At 70.8% G+C, this 17,690-nt stretch carries 17 protein-coding genes; 5 read left to right on the top strand and 12 right to left on the bottom strand.

Annotated elements, in window-relative coordinates:
* A complete protein-coding gene (locus tag AC559T_RS07830; protein ID WP_131625813.1) occupies window positions 1-618 on the bottom strand; it encodes an NADPH-dependent FMN reductase in 618 nt (205 codons plus the stop codon).
* 103 nt (window positions 619-721) lie between these two features.
* On the opposite strand from AC559T_RS07830, the gene AC559T_RS07825 reads away from it, so the two are divergent.
* The 3 genes from AC559T_RS07825 to AC559T_RS07815 all read left to right on the top strand — a co-directional run bounded on the left by AC559T_RS07825 (window position 722) and on the right by AC559T_RS07815 (window position 3,654).
* Window positions 722-1,588: a helix-turn-helix domain-containing protein gene (locus AC559T_RS07825; RefSeq protein ID WP_498868267.1), complete on the top strand. Its 867-nt coding sequence runs from the start codon at window positions 722-724 to the stop codon at window positions 1,586-1,588.
* 262 nt (window positions 1,589-1,850) lie between these two features.
* Entirely contained in the window at window positions 1,851-3,251 is a 1,401-nt protein-coding gene (gene lpdA / locus AC559T_RS07820) for a dihydrolipoyl dehydrogenase (protein WP_071062052.1), read from the top strand.
* Between the two features lie 16 nt (window positions 3,252-3,267).
* On the top strand, window positions 3,268-3,654 hold the full coding sequence (locus tag AC559T_RS07815) for a VOC family protein (RefSeq protein ID WP_112108235.1): 387 nt from the start codon (window positions 3,268-3,270) through the stop codon (window positions 3,652-3,654).
* Window positions 3,655-3,709: 55 nt separating this feature from the next.
* Here AC559T_RS07815 and AC559T_RS07810 read toward each other — a convergent pair whose 3' ends face one another.
* The 5 genes from AC559T_RS07810 to AC559T_RS07790 all read right to left on the bottom strand — a co-directional run bounded on the left by AC559T_RS07810 (window position 3,710) and on the right by AC559T_RS07790 (window position 8,186).
* Entirely contained in the window at window positions 3,710-4,936 is a 1,227-nt protein-coding gene (locus tag AC559T_RS07810) for a styrene monooxygenase/indole monooxygenase family protein (protein ID WP_071062055.1), read from the bottom strand.
* Complete coding sequence (locus tag AC559T_RS07805) at window positions 4,929-5,543, bottom strand: GTP-binding protein (protein WP_071062173.1); 615 nt, start codon at window positions 5,541-5,543, stop codon at window positions 4,929-4,931. The genes AC559T_RS07810 and AC559T_RS07805 overlap by 8 nt, the downstream gene beginning before the upstream one ends.
* 36 nt (window positions 5,544-5,579) lie before the next feature.
* Window positions 5,580-5,963, bottom strand: coding sequence for a DUF742 domain-containing protein (locus tag AC559T_RS07800; protein WP_112108239.1), 384 nt, complete (start codon window positions 5,961-5,963; stop codon window positions 5,580-5,582).
* A gap of 95 nt (window positions 5,964-6,058) precedes the next feature.
* Complete coding sequence (locus AC559T_RS07795; protein ID WP_020462934.1) at window positions 6,059-6,502, bottom strand: roadblock/LC7 domain-containing protein; 444 nt, start codon at window positions 6,500-6,502, stop codon at window positions 6,059-6,061.
* 10 nt (window positions 6,503-6,512) lie between these two features.
* Window positions 6,513-8,186, bottom strand: coding sequence for a sensor histidine kinase (locus AC559T_RS07790; protein ID WP_498868266.1), 1,674 nt, complete (start codon window positions 8,184-8,186; stop codon window positions 6,513-6,515).
* A gap of 409 nt (window positions 8,187-8,595) precedes the next feature.
* Here AC559T_RS07790 and AC559T_RS07785 point away from each other — a divergent pair, with 409 nt between their 5' ends.
* A complete protein-coding gene (locus AC559T_RS07785; protein WP_498868265.1) occupies window positions 8,596-9,252 on the top strand; it encodes a DUF2461 domain-containing protein in 657 nt (218 codons plus the stop codon).
* Window positions 9,253-9,377: 125 nt separating this feature from the next.
* Here the strand turns inward: AC559T_RS07785 and AC559T_RS07780 are convergent, their stop codons facing one another.
* Window positions 9,378-9,800, bottom strand: coding sequence for a ricin-type beta-trefoil lectin domain protein (locus AC559T_RS07780; protein ID WP_498868264.1), 423 nt, complete (start codon window positions 9,798-9,800; stop codon window positions 9,378-9,380).
* A gap of 499 nt (window positions 9,801-10,299) precedes the next feature.
* Between AC559T_RS07780 and AC559T_RS07775 the strand changes: the two genes are divergently transcribed.
* Entirely contained in the window at window positions 10,300-11,361 is a 1,062-nt protein-coding gene (locus AC559T_RS07775; protein ID WP_498868263.1) for a hypothetical protein, read from the top strand.
* Here AC559T_RS07775 and recQ read toward each other — a convergent pair.
* From recQ to AC559T_RS07750, 5 genes are all read right to left on the bottom strand, one after another.
* Window positions 11,339-13,207, bottom strand: a complete 1,869-nt coding sequence (gene recQ / locus AC559T_RS07770; protein WP_498868262.1) for a DNA helicase RecQ — start codon at window positions 13,205-13,207, stop codon at window positions 11,339-11,341. The two genes, AC559T_RS07775 and recQ, sit on opposite strands and share 23 nt — an antisense overlap.
* Before the next feature lie 100 nt (window positions 13,208-13,307).
* Entirely contained in the window at window positions 13,308-14,351 is a 1,044-nt protein-coding gene (locus tag AC559T_RS07765) for a LacI family DNA-binding transcriptional regulator (RefSeq protein ID WP_498868261.1), read from the bottom strand.
* On the bottom strand, window positions 14,348-15,847 hold the full coding sequence (locus AC559T_RS07760) for a GH1 family beta-glucosidase (RefSeq protein WP_498868260.1): 1,500 nt from the start codon (window positions 15,845-15,847) through the stop codon (window positions 14,348-14,350). The genes AC559T_RS07765 and AC559T_RS07760 overlap by 4 nt, the downstream gene beginning before the upstream one ends.
* Entirely contained in the window at window positions 15,844-16,683 is an 840-nt protein-coding gene (locus AC559T_RS07755; protein ID WP_131625811.1) for a carbohydrate ABC transporter permease, read from the bottom strand. Before AC559T_RS07755 ends, AC559T_RS07760 begins: the two co-directional genes overlap by 4 nt.
* Entirely contained in the window at window positions 16,680-17,684 is a 1,005-nt protein-coding gene (locus AC559T_RS07750; protein WP_071062079.1) for a carbohydrate ABC transporter permease, read from the bottom strand. The genes AC559T_RS07755 and AC559T_RS07750 overlap by 4 nt, the downstream gene beginning before the upstream one ends.
* Between the last annotated feature and the right edge of the window lie 6 nt (window positions 17,685-17,690).

Genomic DNA, 17,690 nt, shown 5'->3' with positions numbered 1-17,690 from the left:
CTACGAGCGAGCCGCGGGAACCAGCCCGAGTGGCCGCGTCAGCCGGGCGTCGCGCAGGACCTCGCCCCACCACTGGAGCTCGTCCAGCAGGATCTTCGCGGCCTCGGCGGGCTCCTGCGGGTCGGTGAGCGTCCCGGCGGCGTCGAACAGCTGGTAGTACCGCGGGAACGAGACGTAGTGGCGCACGGTGTGCGCGTGCAGCTCGCCGAACACCTGCCGCAGGTGCTCGATGGCGAGCAGGCCGCCGCTGGCCCCGCTGTACCCGACGAACCCGATCGCCTTGGCCCGCCACTCCAGGTGGTACCAGTCGATGGCCGCCTTGAGCGACGCCGGATAGCTGCGGTTGTAGTCGGGCGTCACGACGACGTAGGCGTCCGCCGCCGCGACCCGCCGGCTCAGCTCCGCCATGGCGGGGGGACGGGCGAGGTCCGGCGCGAGCGCCGGCGGCACCGCCGGCAGCGCGAGCGGGAGCGGGGTGTCGGCGAGGTCGATCAGGTCGACGGCGAATCCGCCGTGCGCTTCGGCCTGCTCGACGAACCACCGTGCGACCACCGGGCCGAACCGGCCCTCCCGGACGCTTCCGATGATCACAGCGAGGTTGAGGGTGTCTTCGGGCATGCCGCCCACGGTGGCGCGCCGCGGCCGGTGCCGGGAAGGCCGGCCGGAGGCTGGTAGTGAGAGGGCCACGATCCGTCCGTCGCGGTGGGTTACGGTCGTAACCATGGCCGGCAACGAACTGGGTCTCTTCCTGCGGGCCCGGCGGGAGGCCGTCCACCCGTCGGACGTCGGCCTGCCGGTCGGCCCCCGCCGGCGCACCCCCGGGCTGCGCCGCTCCGAGCTGGCGACGCTCGCCGGTGTCAGCGTGGAGTACGTGACGCGCCTCGAGCAGGGCCGTGATCGCCGGCCCTCCGCCGCGGTGCTGGCCACCCTCGCCGACACGCTGCGCCTCACCCCGCGCGAGCGGGTCCACCTGCACCGGCTCAGCAAGGGAGCCGAGGGCGGATTCACCTGCGGGGTGGGCGCGGCGCCGGCCCGTGCGGTGCGCCCGACCGTGCGGGCGCTGTTGGCGCACCTCGAACCGGCCGCCGCGGTGCTGCTCAACCGGGTGAGCGACGTGCTCGCCCACACCCCGGCCTACGAGCGGCTCGCCCGTCCGATCGGCCTGCTGGACGGCTCCCCGCGCTCCGGCGCCGTGCCGAACCTGGCCCGCTTCGTCTTCACCGACGAGCGGGCGCGCCGGGCCTGGCCCGACTGGGGCCAGGTCGCGGACGACCAGGTGGCCGCACTCAAGCAGGGCCCCTTCCTGGCGGACCGTTTCGTCGCGGCGCTCGCCGACGAGCTGACCGTCACCGCCGGCGCGGCCTTCGCCGGGCGCGTCGCCTCGGTGCCGGGCCTGCCCGCGGCCAGCGGCGTCACCCGCCTCGCCCATCCCGAGGCGGGCGAGCTGCGACTGGCCTTCGAGACGCTGGAGCTGCCCACCGACGACGACCTGCGACTCGTCGTGCAACTACCGGCGGACGCACCGACCGCCGCCGCCCTGGACCGGCTCCGGGTTGGACGATCCCCGCTGCGCGCGGTGCCCGGCTGAGCCACGCGGGCGGCCGGTGACCGCCGGGCCGAAATCCGCGGCACCGGTGGCATCCGTGTGATCCTGGAAAACGTCCGTCCGCTCTGTGCGCACCTACTGCTCCGGCGCGCATCCGCCGCCGCGGCACGGGGAGTGCCGGACATGGCCGGCCGGCCTGGCGCGCCCACCTGTGGGCGAGGCGGAATGACGCTGGCAGCATGCGTGGTTGAAGTCTCCGCACCGCGCCGCGAATCGGCGTCCTGACTGATCGTAGGGTGGACCTATGGCAGCGCACTTTGATCTCGTCGTCCTAGGTGGAGGTCCTGGCGGCTACGTCGCGGCGATCCGGGCGGCCCAGCTCGGGCTGTCGGTCGCGGTCGTCGAGGAGAAGTACTGGGGCGGCGTCTGCCTGAACGTCGGGTGCATCCCCTCGAAGGCGTTGCTGCGCAACGCCGAGCTCGCGCACCTGTTCGCCCACGAGGCGAAGACCTTCGGTATCTCCGGCGAGGTGAGCTTCGACTTCGGCGCCGCCTTCGACCGCAGCCGCCAGGTCGCCGAGGGGCGCGTCAAGGGCGTGCACTTCCTGATGAAGAAGAACAAGATCACCGAGTTCACCGGCCGCGGTACCTTCCGTGACCCGAACACCCTGGACGTCGCGCTCTCCGCCGGCGGCACCGACCAGGTGAGCTTCGACCACGCGATCATCGCGACGGGTTCCCGGGTCCGGCTGCTGCCCGGCGTCGAGCTCTCCGACAACATCGTCACCTACGAGACGCAGATCCTCACCCGCGAGCTGCCGCGGTCGATGGCGATCGTCGGCGCCGGGGCGATCGGCATGGAGTTCGCCTACGTCCTGCGCAACTACGGCGTGGACGTCACGATCATCGAGTTCCTCGACCGCGCGCTGCCGAACGAGGACGCCGACGTCTCCAAGGAGATCGTCCGCCAGTACAAGAAGCTCGGCGTGCCGATCCTGACCTCGACCAAGGTCGAGACGGTGACGGACAACGGCTCCTCGGTGACCGTCGAGTACACCGGCAAGGACGGCGCCCGGGGCTCGCTCGAGGTGGACAAGGTCCTCATGTCCATCGGGTTCGCGCCCAACGTCGAGGGCTTCGGCCTGGAGAACACCGGCGTGGCGCTCACCGACCGCGGCGCGATCGCGATCGACGACCACATGCGCACCAACGTCGAGCACATCTACGCCATCGGCGACGTGACGGCGAAGCTCATGCTGGCACATGTCGCCGAGGCACAGGGCGTCGTCGCGTCCGAGACCATTGCCGGTGCGGAGACGGTGACGCTCGGTGACTATCGGATGATGCCGCGGGCCACGTTCTGCCAGCCGCAGGTGGCCAGCTTCGGTCTCACCGAGGCGCAGGCGCGGGAGGAGGGCCATGACATCAAGGTGGCCAAGTTCCCGTTCACCGCGAACGGCAAGGCCCACGGCCTGGGCGACCCGAACGGCTTCGTCAAGCTGATCTCCGACACGAAGTACGGCGAGCTGCTCGGTGGCCACCTGATCGGCCCGGACGTCTCCGAGCTGCTGCCCGAGCTGACGCTGGCCCAGAAATGGGACCTCACCGCGCTCGAGCTCGCCCGCAACGTGCACACCCACCCGACGCTGAGCGAGGCGTTGCAGGAGGCGATCCACGGCCTCGCCGGCCACATGATCAACCTCTGACAGTCGGGGAGCGGCGATGAGGATCAACCTGACCAGCGTCCTGGTCGACGACCAGGACAAGGCGCTGCGCTTCTATACCGAGGTACTCGGCTTCGTGAAGAAGACCGAGGTGCCGTTGGGCGAGCACCGCTGGCTCACGGTCGTCTCCCCGGACGGCCCCGAAGGCGTCGAGCTGCTGCTGGAGCCGGACGCGCACCCCGCCGCCCGCCCGTTCAAGGACGCGCTCGTCGCCGACGGCATCCCGTACACGGCGTTCGCCGTCGACGACGTCCACGCCGAGGTCGGCCGCCTGCGCGCCCTCGGAGTCCGCTTCACCCAGGAGCCGTTGGAGATGGGGCCGGTCACCACCGCCGTCCTCGACGACACCTGCGGGAACCTCATCCAGATCGTTCAGCATCGCTGACAGCTGACAGCGCCGGGGCCGGCCGGAGCCAGCCCCGGCGGGTCTCCCCGCGGGCTCAGGCGGAGGCCAGGTAGGCCGCCGCCTTCTCCGGGTCGAGGAACCAGTCCTGGAAGTCCGACGGATTGTCGAAGCCGTTCACGAACCGCCGGGCGACCGTGGGGTTCGCCTGCGCGGCGCCGAGGATCTGCTGCACGTGCGGCGGCGGGGGCTGCAGCAGGGCGTTCGTCCAGACCGTGACGTCCTGCGCGCTCGCCCAGTAGCGGTCGAAGGCGGCCTGCATCCACGCCTGGTCGAACGGCTTGGCACCGTGCTCGAGAATGCTGTCCAGGTAGGAGGCGGCGCACTTCGCGGCGTTGTTCGAGCCCTGGCCGGTGATCGGGTCGTTCGCCACGACGACGTCGGCCATCCCGAGCACCGCCCCGCCCGACGGCAGGTTGCCCACCGGCCGCCGCACGACGGGCGTGTACCCGCCGGAGAGGGTCGCGTGGGCGTCGGTGAGCTCGACCTTCGCGCAGCGCTCGTACTCCCAGGGCAGGAACCGCTCGATGAGGTCCAGGATGCGGCGCAGGTGCTCGTCGGGCTTCGGGTGGTCGTCCCAGCAGTCCAGCGGACCGCCCGGGATGCCCTCGAAGAAGAGGATGTCGCAGTTCCCGCTCAGCGTGTAGGCCGGGATCATGAACAGCTCGCCGACGCCGGGGATGATGTTGAATCGCACGCCCGGCGCGGTGGGATGCTCCGGCCTGGGCGCCAGGCCGTGCACGTACGCGAGCGACAGCGCGCGCTGGGGTGAGGTGTACGGCGAGCGGGCGGCGTCGCGGTCGAACAGGCCGACCAGCTCGCCCTTGCCGGCGGCGACCACGACGAGGTCGTAGAGCTCGGCGAGCCCGTTCAGGTCGGCCGTGGTGACACCGTGCAGGATGAGCTTGCCGCCGCGCTCCTCGAACAGCTCGGCCCAGCCGGCCATCTTGACCCGCTGGTCGACCGACTGCGCGTAGTGGTCCAGCGGGGCGAACCAGTCGAGAGGCCGGCTGCCGTCCGGCCCCGCAATGGACAGCCCGAGGCCCTCGATGCGGACGGTGTCGGCCTCCCAGAGGTTGAGCCCGTGGTCGCGCTCGGTCTGCAGCGCGCTGTGGAACATCGCCTGGGTCGACATGACCCGGCCCCGGCGGATCTCCTCGGGGGAGCGCGCGGACATCACCGTCACGTCGTAGTCGTGCTCGCGCAGGGTCAGGGCCAGCTGCAGGCCCGACTGGCCCGCGCCGACGATCAGGATCTTACGCATGCGTCCGTGTCCTCCTGGGTTCCGGGACCTGGGCCAGTGACATCGTGTGAACAACCAGATCCCGCAGCACCTGGGCCGTCGAGGCCGTCTCGCGGGCGTCGCAGGTGACGAGCGGGATGTCCGGGCGCAGCGCGAGCGCCTCCCGGACCTCGTCGACGTCGTGCCACAGCTTTCCCTCGAAACGATTGACGGCGACGATGTACGGGACCGTCGAATCGTTCTCGAAGTAGTTCAGCGCGGCGAAGGACTGGTCGAGGCGGCGGCTGTCGACGAGAACGACCGCGCCCAGCGCGCCGCGGGACAGGTCGTCCCAGAGAAACCAGAAACGGGGCTGGCCCGGGGTGCCGAACAGGTACAGCACCAGATCCGGGAACAGCGAGATCCGGCCGAAGTCCATCGCGACCGTCGTCGTGCTCTTCGCACCGCTCATCGACAGGTCGTCGATGCCTTCGCTGGCCTCGGTCATCCACGCCTCCGTGTTGAGCGGAGGCACCTCCGAGATCGACCTGACCAGCGTCGTCTTCCCCACTCCGAACCCGCCCGCGATCACGATCTTCGCGGAGATCGCCGTGGCGGGGTCAAGTCCGTCGGCGTCGGTCGGGATCATGTCCACCCCGCACCGCCGTCCGGGTCCGGAGGTGCGTCAGACCGGGAGCTCCCGCAGGCCACTGAGAATCCTTTCGAGCACGTTTCGATCGTGGTGGTAGGTGTGGGCCGTGGGGTGGATGAGGATCGCTCCCTGCGCGGCCAGATCGCTGATCAGGACGCGGACCACCCCGAGCGGGATCGACAGCATCACCGAGAGCTCGGCGATGGACAGCTGCCCCCGGGCGCGTTCGTACAGCGCCTTGGACTCGGGCATCAGCGTCTCGCTGAGCGTCGGGTCGTAGCTCGGCACCGAGACCAGCGTCTCGACGAGCAGGTGATGGCGGGCCCTCGTCCGGCCCCCGGTGAGGGCGTAGGGGCGGATCCGCTTGCTGCGCGGGCCACGCCTCGGCCGTCCGTTCTGTGCGGAGTCTTCAGGCATGCTCTTCACGATTCTGGTCCGTCACCCGTCCTGGTCCGGTGCGTTGGTTCGCCGCGGCGGATCATCCGTGCGGTGATCCGCCGTGTTGGCCCGGCTCAGCTCGGTACCTGGCGTCCGACCAGGACACGGCGCAGGTCCGCGCGCCGGTCCGGGGTGAGCGCGTGGCCGGCGTGCAGTACGAACTGCGTCATCTCGTAGCCGACCACCTTCATGTCGCAGTCCGGTCCGGTCAGCACGGCGAGTCCCGCTCCCTCGTCGATGCTCATGAACAGGAAGTAGCCGCCGCTGAGCCGCACGATGATCTGCTCGCAGGTTCCGCGGTCGAACAGCGTCGCGCTGTTGCGGGCAAGGCTGAGCATCGCGCTGGCTATCGCCGCCAGCTGGTCCCGCTCCGCCGAGCTCACCCCGTCGGACGCGGTGAGCGACAGGCCGTCGGACGAGAGGATCAGGGCATGGGTGACGCCGTGGACCTTGCCGACGAAGTCATTGATCAGCCAGCTGAAGTCGTGGTCCGGCTGGCGATTGGTCTGATCCGTCACGGATGTGTCCTCAGTCCCCTCGCTGGTGTACGTGGGCGATCCGTTCGCCTTCGCTGAAGGCGTCGAGATCCGCGAGTAGTCTCGCGTGGTCCGCGGCCCGGGCCGAAAGCGCCTGTGTGGCCGTCGATTCGCCCTCCTCCGCGGGAGGAGGGACGCCTTCCGCGCCTGTCGCGTCTTCCTGGTCTTCCGTGGACGCCGCGGCGGGTGTCGGTGTCGGTGTCGACGGCGCGGGAGCCGCGGCGGGCACGGCGGCTGCCACGGGCATGGTGGCTGTGGGTGCCGTGGCAGCGGGTGGGCGCGCGCCGTCGCCGGCGGGGTTCTTGAGGCTGCGCGACACCCGGCGGGGGAGACCGCTCGCGGTCGTGCCGCCGATCAGGGAGTCCGCCGTGGGGGGTGTGGCTGGAGTCGCCGCATCCTTGCTCGGCGCTGGCGCCGGCGCCGGCGCTGGCGCCGGCCTGGCCGACGCGCTGCCCGCGCGGGTGAACAGCGTGGATTCGCGTACGTGGCCCGCTCCGTTGCCGGACCGTTTCACGCCCGGCCCCCGGCCCTGGACGTCCGCCCGCGGCTGACCGTCGCGCGCGGCGGGACGCGCGGACGGACCCGGCGCGGCGGGGTCGCCGCCGCGGACCGCCACGGTCTGCGTACCCGACCAGCTGCCCTCGGGCAGTTCACAGATCAGGGCGGAGGGGATGAGCACCGAGGCGGTCGTCCCGTGGGGGTGGCGGCGATCGAGCCAGATCCGCAGGTCGTGGCGAATCGCGAGCCGGCGCACCACGGCCAGGCCCATGTGGCGCACCGCGTCGTCGTCCAGGACGGGATCGCCGGCCAGCCGCTCGTTGAGCTGCCGCAGCCGGTCCGGCGGGAGCCCGATGCCCTCGTCCTCGACCCGCAGCAGCGCGCTGCCCAGCTCCGTGAGGTGCACGCCGACCCGTACCGGCGCGGTCGGGGGAGACGACTTGGTCGCGTTGTCCAGCAGCTCTGCCAGCAGCCGTCCGACGTCCTCGGCGGCGAAGCCGACCACACCGAGCGGGACCACCCGGCCGATCGTGACCCGCGAGTAGTGGTCGATGGACGACATCGCCGCGCGCACGACGTCGACCAGCGCGGCCGTGTCGGACGAGGCGTCACCGGCGTCACGGCCCGCGAGCACCCGCAGGTTCTCGGCGTTGCGGCGCAGCCGGGTGGCGAGGTGGTCCAGCCGGTACAGCTCGGCGAGGCGGTCGGTGTCCTCCTCCTTGGCCTCCATGTCCTCGAGCTGCGAGAGCAGGGAGTCGACCAGGTTGAGGTCGCGCAGCGCCACGTCCGCGCAGATCGCGGAGAGCGCCTCGGCCGCGGGCGGCGCCGTCACGGCCGACCCGTTGGCCGGGGAGGCCGCCGGGGACGTCTCGGCCCGCATGGCGTGGGCCGACTGGTCCGCGGCGCTGGTGCTGATGCCGGTGCCGCCGCGGCGGGCCGGTCGCGTCACCCCGGCGTCCGCCGCGGGGATTCCCGGCCGAACCCACGGCTCGTGCGCGGACCTTCCGCCATGGGCCGCGGGGCGCCTGACGAGGCCGGCGGGGGCCGGCTGCTCCGGCCGGGGCAGGGGGGTCGGGAGATCACCACCCCGCAGCTGGGCCGCTATGCCGCGGGAGCCACCCAGGAGCGCGCGGGATCGGTTGAGCAGGTCTCGTGCCCGCGTCGTCATCGCGTCTCACATGCTCTCGTCGGGTACGGGTTCCACCCGCTTCTGCCAACCCCCGTCGGGGAGCTATGCAATCAGACGCCCCGGTTTGCGTCCAACCTGTGCCCATCGCGGCCGGCGCGCCTCGGCCCGGATGCCGCGTGTCGTTGTTTTCGGTTCATTCAAGCCGGCGCGTGATGTGCTCGTTTGACCACGACCGATGTCTTCCAACGCCCACCGTCCTGGGTGCGCAGGCTCCTGACCTTGGACAATTCTTTGACAATTGCCCCGACCTGTCGGTCTCGATCGGTCTCTGTTGGGGTATGGCGATGCCGCCGGGGCCCGGCGCGGGCCGGCCGCGCTGTCCGGCCGCGCTGTCGGTGGGCCGCCGTAGGATGCGCGCGTCCCGCCGGTTCGCGGCCCAGGAGCGCCGATGCCCGAGTTCACAGGCTTCCCCGTCGAAGCGTTGATCTTCTTCGAGGGCCTCGAGGCCGACAACAGCAAGGCGTACTGGACGGATCATCGCGACACCTACGAGAAGGCCGTCCGGGCCCCGATGATCGCCCTGCTCGACGCCCTCGAACCGGAGTTCGGCGCACCGCACGTTTTCCGTCCGCACAGGGACGTCCGATTCTCGAAGGACAAGTCGCCCTACAAGACCGCCATCGGCGCCCACAACGAGCGGGGTGGCTACGTCCAGGTCTCCGCCCGCGGGCTGATGATCGCGGCCGGCTACTGGCAGACCGCGCCAGACCAGGTGGAGCGGTTGCGAGCCGCGGTCGCCGACGACCGGACGGGGCCGCGGCTCGAGGCGCTGGTGCGCGAGCTGCGGGAGGCGGGGTACGAGGTGTCGGGCACGACGCTCAAGACCCGGCCGCGGGGCTACGACGCGGATCATCCACGCATCGAGCTGCTGCGCCATCGGACCCTCACGGCGGCCCGTGACTTCGGTGAGCCGCCGTGGCTGGCCGAGCCGGAGTGCGCCGAGCACGTGGCGGCGGGCTGGCGGGAGACGCGCCGGCTGACCGGCTGGCTCGACGACCACGTCGGCGCGTCCCGCCTGCCCGCCGCCCGCCGCGGTTCCCGGTGAACCTGCGATGTGGATCAAAACGACCTGGGGTCATCCGTCGAGGCCGCCCCGTGCGCACGCGCCGGGTCCGGGCGCGCGCACGGGGCCGGCCGGCCGAGCTGCCGACCGATGCCGGGCCGGGCCGGCTAGTTGACCGTCTGGAACCTCCACCCCTGGTCCTGGCGGAAGATGGGCGAGAGCGCCACCATCGGTGGATAGATGAGCGCCGGGTGCAGCCCGACGGTCAGGTCGCTGTCCACGGCTCCGATGACGAAGGAGCCCGGCCTGGGGCCCTCCTCGATCCGCCACTCGCGAGGCTCCGGGAACGGGCGCACCAGCTCGAATGTGTCAGGGTCGCCGTCGAAACCGAGGAAGAGCGGCGCGGACGTCTGCCGGATCGTGTACTTGTCATTGTCCGTGCGTCGGACCTCCCATTCCTGACCGCGTCCGTTTTCGGGCAGAATAACGCTGCGATCGCGGCCCTCAGCAGTGAGAAGGTGATGGTCGTCCAGGCTAATCCGGTAAACGCCGTCGGTAACCGTTGCCACGTTGTCCCCGCTTTCTATCATGGAGCTTCGCTCCGTTATTCTGCCCGGCCGTGCGGGGGCGGTCCGGCAGCGACGCACGAGAATTTCTGTGCCGCTCCGAGAAGCCTGGCGAAATAGACCAGACCAAGGCCGCCGGCGCCCCGCCGACGAAAGTGCGTGAACGGCATTCACGCACCATCGGGGTACCGGGCGCCCGTATCGCCGTTCGATCCCTGGTTTCGTGGCGCCCGCGTGCCGCGGGAGGGAACGCGGATCCTCGGTCCACGACGTCGAGTGCGACCCGGGAGGCGGTGCCGAGTCCGACGGGACGCCCGATGCCCTCGACCCGAAGGCTCACGGCGGCGTCGAACAGGTGACACCCGGCGGCCAGCCCCGGGCTGGTCAGCCGGACGACCGCGGCCCGCGCGGACAACTGCCCCCGGGCGGCGGTGGACAATCCGTTGCGCGCAGTCGGATCTCATAGCTGTTCTGGTTTCGCCCGCGTACCGCTGTTGGCAACTCATTTTGCTAGGATTTCGGCATGCGGCGGAGCGAGTTCGCGGTCACTGCTGACCACCATCAGTTCCTCATCTACAGTCAGAATGATCTGGAGGGTGACGAGGTAATTCCCGAAGGAGTCGGTGACGGGCTGGTGGTGGCCGGAAAGGTCGCCCTGAAAATATTCACGGGAACCACCTACGGACCTGTTTCCGTCCAGGTCGAGCTGCACAACAGGGAGCCGGGGCTTCCGGCCGCGGAGTGGACCGAGGTCTCCGAGGTGAGCTTTCGCCTGCATCAGGGTCCGCTGGAGGTCGGCACCCTCATGGGCGGCATGATCCCAGACAGTCCGGACCTCGCTGTCGAGGGGCCGGGATCTTACCGGATCAGGGTCGCGGCCCAGGCGCGGGACAAGGCGCGGAACGGTGCCGACGCGGAATCCGGTGATCAGCGCGAGCGTTATCTTATTGCGATCTGGGAGGCGCCGGAGGCACCCCCGGAGACGCTGCGGAAATCTGACCTCACTGGCAGGTCGTTTCGCGGTGAGATTCCTGTGGCGAAACTCGACGAGGCGATCGATCGCTCGGCCCGCAACGCCTTCTACGAGCTGATGGGGCTCCTTCAGTCCGGTGTCGGAACCACGGTCTCCAGTAAAGGTCAGATCGAGCTGTGGACGGCAACGAGGGCGCAACCGGAAATCGTGGCCTGCGTGCTGGGAAACTCCTGGTTCTGGCCCGGCTGGCTGGGTATCTCGGGTAGCGTGGAAAACCACGACGACTGGCGCACGAATCTTGCACCCTACGGTCTCTACCTGGTAGGAGAGGCCATTTTCGACGTGTCATCCGTAACTACGTCGTGGCAGTACCTCAGGATGACCCCGCCATCCGAGGACGATCCTTTCCCTCGGTTCGAGCCCATGCTGTCGGCGCCGGCCACGGTGCGCATCACCTGGGCTGGTGGGGCGGACGGAACGGTAGTCGACCTGAAGCATCAGGAACTCCCGGAGCCGCTAGAGTCCTCCGTCGCGGATCTTTGGCGCTACTATTTCGCTCGACTCTCCGCATATTGTGAACTGGATATGTTCAGTCATCATCCGTGGCTTTAATCGGGGTGTCGTTGCACAGCGGGAGGATCTGCTCGCCGTACTTGGCCAGTTTGTTCTCGCCGACGCCGTTCACCGTCGCGAGCTCGGCGAGCGAGGAGGGCGCGCGGGTGGCGATCTCGCGCAGCGTGGCGTCATGGAAGATCACGTAGGCGGGAACGCCCTGTTCCTTGGCGGTGGCGCCCCGCCAGGCGCGCAGCCGTTCGAACAGCGGCGCCGCCTCCGCGGACAGTTCGACCGGCTCGGCCCGGCGTGCCTTCGTCGCCGAGGAGCCGGTGGCCTTCGCCGGTCGCTTCGGTTCGCGCCGCATGGAGACCGTCCGCTGCCCGCGCAGGACGTCCGCGCTCGCGTCGGTGAGGACGAGCGTTCCGTGCTCACCCTCGACGGCCAGCAGCCCCTGGGCCAGGAGCTGGCGGACCACGCCACGCCACTCGGCCTCGCTGAGCTCGGTGCCGATGCCGAAGACCGTCAGCGAGTCGTGGCCGTGCTGGTCGACCTTGGGTGTGCGCCGGCCCAGCAGGATGTCGACGACGTGGCCGGCGCCGAACTTCTGCCGGCGTTCCCGGTGCAGGCGCAGCACCGTCGACAGCAGCTTCTGGGCGGGCACGGTCGCCTCCCAGGACTGCTGCGGGTGTAGGCAGGCGTCGCAGTTGCCGCAGGCGCTCGACCCCTGCTGCCCGAAGTACGCCAGCAGGCCGACCCGGCGGCACTCGATGGTCTCGCACAGTGCGAGCATCGCGTCGAGGTGGGAGTTGAGCCGCCGGCGGTGCGTGGCGTCGCCGTCGGAGGCGTCGATGAGCCGGCGCTGCTGGACCACGTCCTGCAGGCCGTACGCGAGCCAGGCGGTGGAACGCAGCCCGTCCCGGCCGGCGCGGCCGGTCTCCTGGTAATAGCCCTCCACCGACTTCGGTAGGTCGAGGTGGGCGACGAAGCGGACGTCCGGCTTGTCGATGCCCATCCCGAAGGCGATCGTGGCGACCATGACCAGGCCGTCCTCACGGAGGAAACGGGCCTGGTGCTCGGCGCGGGTGCGTGCTTCGAGGCCGGCGTGGTAGGGCAGCGCGGCGATCCCGTTCGACACCAGGAACTCCGCGATCTTCTCGACCGACGCCCGGGACAGGCAGTACACGATGCCCGCGTCGCCGGGATGCTCGGTGCGCAGGAGCTCCAACAGCTGTGCCTTCGGGTCGTTCTTCGGCACGATGCGGTACTGGATGTTCGGCCGGTCGAAGTCGGCGACGAAATGGCGGGCGTTTCCCAGCCCGAGCCGGTTCGTGATCTCCTGGTGGGTCGCCGGGGTGGCGGTGGCGGTCAGTGCGACGCGCGGCACCTGCGGCCAGTGCTGGTGCAGCTCGGAGAGCAGGAGGTAGTCGGGCCGGAAGTCGTGCCCCCACTGCGCGACGCAGTGCGCCTCGTCGATCGCGAACAGCGCGATCTCGCCCTGGTCGAGGAGCTCGATCGTCGCGCGTACCCGCAGCCGCTCGGGGGCCAGGTAGAGCAGGTCGAGCTCGCCGGCGAGGAACGCGGACTCCACCGCGCGGCGCTCGTCGGCCTGCTGGGTGGAGTTGAGGAACCCCGCCCGGACCCCGAGCGCCAGCAACGCGTCGACCTGGTCCTGCATCAGCGCGATGAGCGGGGAGATGACGACGCCGGTGCCGGGCCGGACGAGCGCCGGGATCTGGTAGCACAGCGACTTGCCGCCGCCGGTCGGCATGAGGACCAGCGCGTCGCCACCACCGACGACGTGATCGATGATCTCCTGCTGGCCGTCGCGGAAGGACTCGTAGCCGAAGACGCGGCGGAGCACTTCCACGGCGTCACGCGGGACGCGAACCGAGGGCGAGGTCACCGCGCCACTGTAGAAGGCCGCACGGGACGAGGGTGACGCGAGTTCGCGCCTGTGGACAACCCGTTCCCGACCCGCCTGTTGTCCCCAGCGGGGAACCGGCTCAGGCTGACGAACGGATCACCAGCTCCGTCGGCAGGATCACCGACGCCGCGTCGCCGGTGGGATCGGCGATGCGCCGCAGGAGCTGGTGCACCATCTCCGCGCCGAGCCGCTCCACCGGCTGGCGGACGGTCGTCAGCGGCGGGTCCGCGTAGACCGCCGGCGCCGCGTCGTCGAAGCCGACGACGGCGACGTCGTCGGGAACCCGCCGCCCGGCGGCCCGCAGCGCGCGCAGCACGCCGAGGGCCATCAGGTCGGAGGCGGCGAACACCGCGTCGATCGTCGGGTGCTCCGCCAGCAGCCGGGCCGCCGCCGCCTGGCCGCTGGCCTCGGTGAAGTCGCCGGTCTCGACCCGGGTGGCCGAGGCCGGCAGGCCCGCGTCGCGGGCCGCCTGCGCGTAGCCGGCCAGGCGGTCGACGCCCACGCTCATGTCCACCGGCCCGGCGACGGTCGCCAGCTCGCGGCGGCCCGTCGCGACGAGATGGCGCACGGCCTGCCGGGCGCCGCCCACGTTGTCGGCGTCGACCGAGTCGACCGAGTCGACCGGGTCGCCGGTGAGCAGCCGTCCCGCCATCACCAGCGGGACCCCGGCGCCCGAGACCGACATCGGCATGATGTCGTCCCCGTGCAGGGAGATCAGGAGCACTCCGTCGACGTGGCCGTTGCCGACGTAGCGCAGCGCCCGGTCGCGCTGCCGGTCACCCTGCACCTGTAACAGGACGAGCTGGAGCTGGGTGACGCTCAGCGCCTGGTTCACTCCGCGCAGCACGCTGGCGAAGAACGGGTCGGCGAACACCGTGTCGGGCCGCTCGTGCACGATCAGCACGATCGTGTCCGTCCGCCTGGTCACCAGGCTGCGGGCGGCCTGGTTCGGCACGTAGCCGAGCTCGGCGATCGCCCTGGTGACCGCGGCGTGCGCCGCGGGGGAGACACGGAGCGACCCGTTCACCACCCGGGAGACCGTCGCCCGTGACACCCCCGCCAGCTCGGCGACGGCCTCCAGGGTCGGCGCCTGGCGGGTCCGGGCCGGTGGTTCCGGCGTCACCGCGTCCCGCTTGCCGCGCGGTGCTCCCGGATCAGCCGCGAGTACCACAGCCCGCTGGACTTCGGCGTGCGCACCAGGGACTCGAAGTCGACGTGCACGATGCCGAACCTCATCCGGTACCCCTCGGCCCACTCGAAATTGTCCAGCAACGACCACACGAAGTATCCCCGAACGTCGACCCCGTCCTCGGACGCCTGCCGGACGGCGTCGAGGTGACCCGCCAGGTAACGCACCCGCAGCGGGTCGTGCACCGTCCCGTCCGGGGACACCTCGTCGTCGTAGGCCGCGCCGTTCTCGTGGATGTAGAACGGGACCCCCGGATAGTCCGCGCCGAGCCGGCGCAGCAGGGCCAGGAAGCTGCGTGGCCGGACCGGCCAGCCCAGCGCCGTCACGTCCTCGTTCGTGGGCACCCTCGTGACGTTCCCCGCGCCGGCGAAGGGGGTCGGTTTCGGGGAGGGGTCCGGCCCGGGCGCGACGATGTGCGGCGCGTAGTAGTTCACCCCGATCCAGTCCACCGGCTGCGCGATGACGGCGAGATCACCGTCCTGGGCGGGCAGCTCGGCGCCGGCCCGGGCGAAGTCGGCGATCACGTCGGACGGGTACGTGCCGTGCAGGACGGGATCGAGCCAGAGCCGGATCTGCTGCCCGTCGACGAGCCGCACGGCGTCGCCCGCCCCGGTGTCGCCCCCCCGGGTGTCGCCCGCCCCGGCGGCGTCCGGCGGCGGTTCCGCCGGAATCAGGTTGAGGGTGATGCCGACGTCCGCCGCGCCGTGCGCCCGCAGCACGGCCGTGCCGAGACCGTGGGCCAGCAGCAGGTGGTGGACGGCCCGGACGGCGGCCCCGGCGTCCCGCACCCCGGGGGCGTGCCGCCCGGTCAGGTGTCCCTCGAAGGCCGAGCACCAGGGCTCGTTCAGGGTCGACCAGTGCCGGACCCGGTCGCCGAGTGCGCTGACGACGTGCTCGGTGTAGTCGGCGAAGCGCAGCGCCGTGTCGCGGTTCGGCCAGCCGCCGGCGTCCTGCAGCGGCTGTGGCAGATCCCAGTGGTAGAGCGTCAGCCACGGGTCGATCCCGGCGGCGAGGAGCTCGTCGACGAGCCGGTCGTAGAAGGCCAGCCCGTCGGGGTTCACGGCCCCCGACCCGGCCGGGACGATCCTCGGCCAGGCGACCGAGAACCGGTACGCGCCCAGGCCGAGGCCGGCCATGAGGGCGACGTCCTCGCGGTAGCGGTGCAGGTGGTCGGCGGCGACGTCGCCGTTCTCGCCGTTCTCGGTCATGCCGGGGGTGCGGGCGAAGACGTCCCAGATCGACGGCCCGCGGCCGCCCTCCCGGGCGCCGCCCTCGATCTGGTACGCGGAGGTGGCGGCACCCCACACGAATCCGGTGGGCAGGCCGGTCGCGATCCGGGCCGCGAGCTCGTCGGCTCCCGGCGACGCTTCGGGCGCCGGTACTCCGGTGGCCGCTGTCGTGTCCGTCGCCGGGACGGGGCTGGTAGTCAACCTTTCACCGCGCCTTCCATGATTCCGCCGATGATCTGGCGGCCGAACAGGGCGAATACGACGAGGACGGGGAGCGTGCCGAGCGCGGTGCCGGCGAGGACGAGGGTGTTGTCCCGGTAGTGGCCCGCGGCCAGCGTGCTGAGGGCGACCTGGACGGTCGGGTTCTCCGAGTTCAGGACGATCAGCGGCCACATGAAGTCGTTCCAGGCCTGCATGAACGTGAGCAGGCCGAGCACGGCCAGGCCGGGGCGCAGCGCCGGCAGCGCGACGTGCCAGTACAGCCGCAGCGTGCCGCAGCCATCCATGCGCCCGGCGTCGAGCAGCTCGTCCGGCACGGCCTGGATGACGTTCTGCCGCATGAACACGACTCCGAACGCGGTCACCGCGGTAGGCAGGATCACCGCGACGAGATGGTTCGCCCAGCCGAGCTCCTGCATCTCGAGGTAGAGCGGGATGATCCCGAGCTGCATCGGGACCATCATGGTGGCGATCACGGTGAGCAGCAGCGCGCCGTGGCCGCGGAAGGTCAGCTTCGCGAACGCGAAGCCGGCCGCCGAACAGAACAACAGCGTGCTGACGGTGATCGACCCCGCGACGATGAGGGAGTTCAGCAGGGCCTTGCCGAAGTTCACCGTGTCGAACACCCGGGCGGCGTTCTCGAAGAAGTGCCCGCCGGGCAGGAAGGGTGGCGGCAGCTGCCCGACCGCGTCGTTCGTCCGGGACGGGATCATGAACGTCCAGTACACCGGGAACGCGGAGACGAACAGGGCCAGGAGCAGGAACGGATAGCGCAGCGGGCCGGAGCGTTCGCCCGGGGTGCGGGAGAAGGCGGTCACCGGGAACCCCCTTTCAGCCGGGAGCCGCCGCGGGTGACGAGGTAGGCGAGCGCGGCGAACACCACGGTCACCAGGAACATCACCCAGGCGATGGCGGAGCCGTAGCCGAAGTTGTGCAGTCGGAAGCTCTCCTCGTAGAGCAGGAGGGCCAGGGTCTGGAACTGGTGGCTGTTGCCGCCGGAGACGCTGCCCGGCGAGGTGTCGAACAGCAGCGGCTCGGTGAAGAGCTGGATCTGGCCGATGACGGAGACCAGCGCGGTGAAGGCGATGGTCGGCCGCAGCGCGGGCAGTGTGATGTGCCAGAGCTGCCGCCAGGTTCCGGCGCCGTCCATCGCCGCGGCCTCGAAATGCTCCTTCGGGATCGCCTGCATCGCGGCCAGATAGATGAGCGCGTTGTAGCCGGTCCACCGCCAGATGACCATCGACGAGATGGCTATCTTCGACGTCCACTCGCCGGCCTGCCAGTTGACCGGGTCCAGGCCGACCTCGTCCAGTAGCCAGGTGACGAGGCCGAACTGGCGGCCGAAGATCTGGCTGAACACGATTGTCACCGCGACGATGGACGTGATGTTGGGCAGCAGCACGCCCATCCGGAACAGGGTCCGCCCGCGCAGCCTCGCGTTGAGGATGTGCGCGAGTATCAGCGCCAGCGCCAGCTGGGGAACCGACGACATCGCCATCAGCAGGAAGGTGTTGCCGACCGCGTTCCAGAAGAAGTCGTCGGAGAGCAGGTCAGCGTAGTTCCGTAGCCCGACGAACCGCTCGGCGCCGGGGTGGAGCATGTCCCGGTCGGTGAGCGAGATCCAGGCGGTGTACAGCATCGGGAAAAGGCCGAAGGCCGCGAATATCGCGAAGAACGGCGCGATGAGCCCGTAGGGAACCGCCGCGCTTGCCACCCGCCGCAGCACGGAGCGTGCGGTGTGTGGGGTGCGGTCGCCCCCCGGCGTCCGCCGCCGGGGTGGGGCGGGGTCGGCCGCGGGCGCCGGGGTTGCGATCGTCATCGCCGG

Origin of the sequence: Frankia sp. Hr75.2, assembly GCF_949319125.1 — a bacterium.
In the GTDB taxonomy this organism is placed as follows: Bacteria; Actinomycetota; Actinomycetes; order Frankiales; family Frankiaceae; genus Parafrankia; species Parafrankia soli.
The sequence above is the reverse complement of the archived record's forward strand: the minus strand, read 5'-3'. Positions and strand labels throughout refer to the sequence as shown.

Bases quoted from the DNA above. Each gene is read 5' to 3' on its own strand.
- AC559T_RS07805 (WP_071062173.1), bottom strand. From the start codon at position 5,543: ATGATCCCGACCGACGCCGACGGACTTGACCCCGCCACGGCGATCTCC.
- AC559T_RS07825 (WP_498868267.1), top strand. From the start codon at position 722: ATGGCCGGCAACGAACTGGGTCTCTTCCTGCGGGCCCGGCGGGAGGCC.
- AC559T_RS07800 (WP_112108239.1), bottom strand. From the start codon at position 5,963: ATGCCTGAAGACTCCGCACAGAACGGACGGCCGAGGCGTGGCCCGCGC.
- AC559T_RS07810 (WP_071062055.1), bottom strand. From the start codon at position 4,936: ATGCGTAAGATCCTGATCGTCGGCGCGGGCCAGTCGGGCCTGCAGCTG.
- lpdA (WP_071062052.1), top strand. From the start codon at position 1,851: ATGGCAGCGCACTTTGATCTCGTCGTCCTAGGTGGAGGTCCTGGCGGC.
- AC559T_RS07775 (WP_498868263.1), top strand. From the start codon at position 10,300: ATGCGGCGGAGCGAGTTCGCGGTCACTGCTGACCACCATCAGTTCCTC.
- AC559T_RS07830 (WP_131625813.1), bottom strand. From the start codon at position 618: ATGCCCGAAGACACCCTCAACCTCGCTGTGATCATCGGAAGCGTCCGG.
- AC559T_RS07790 (WP_498868266.1), bottom strand. From the start codon at position 8,186: ATGACGACGCGGGCACGAGACCTGCTCAACCGATCCCGCGCGCTCCTG.
- AC559T_RS07785 (WP_498868265.1), top strand. From the start codon at position 8,596: ATGCCCGAGTTCACAGGCTTCCCCGTCGAAGCGTTGATCTTCTTCGAG.
- AC559T_RS07815 (WP_112108235.1), top strand. From the start codon at position 3,268: ATGAGGATCAACCTGACCAGCGTCCTGGTCGACGACCAGGACAAGGCG.
- AC559T_RS07780 (WP_498868264.1), bottom strand. From the start codon at position 9,800: ATGATAGAAAGCGGGGACAACGTGGCAACGGTTACCGACGGCGTTTAC.
- AC559T_RS07750 (WP_071062079.1), bottom strand. From the start codon at position 17,684: ATGACGATCGCAACCCCGGCGCCCGCGGCCGACCCCGCCCCACCCCGG.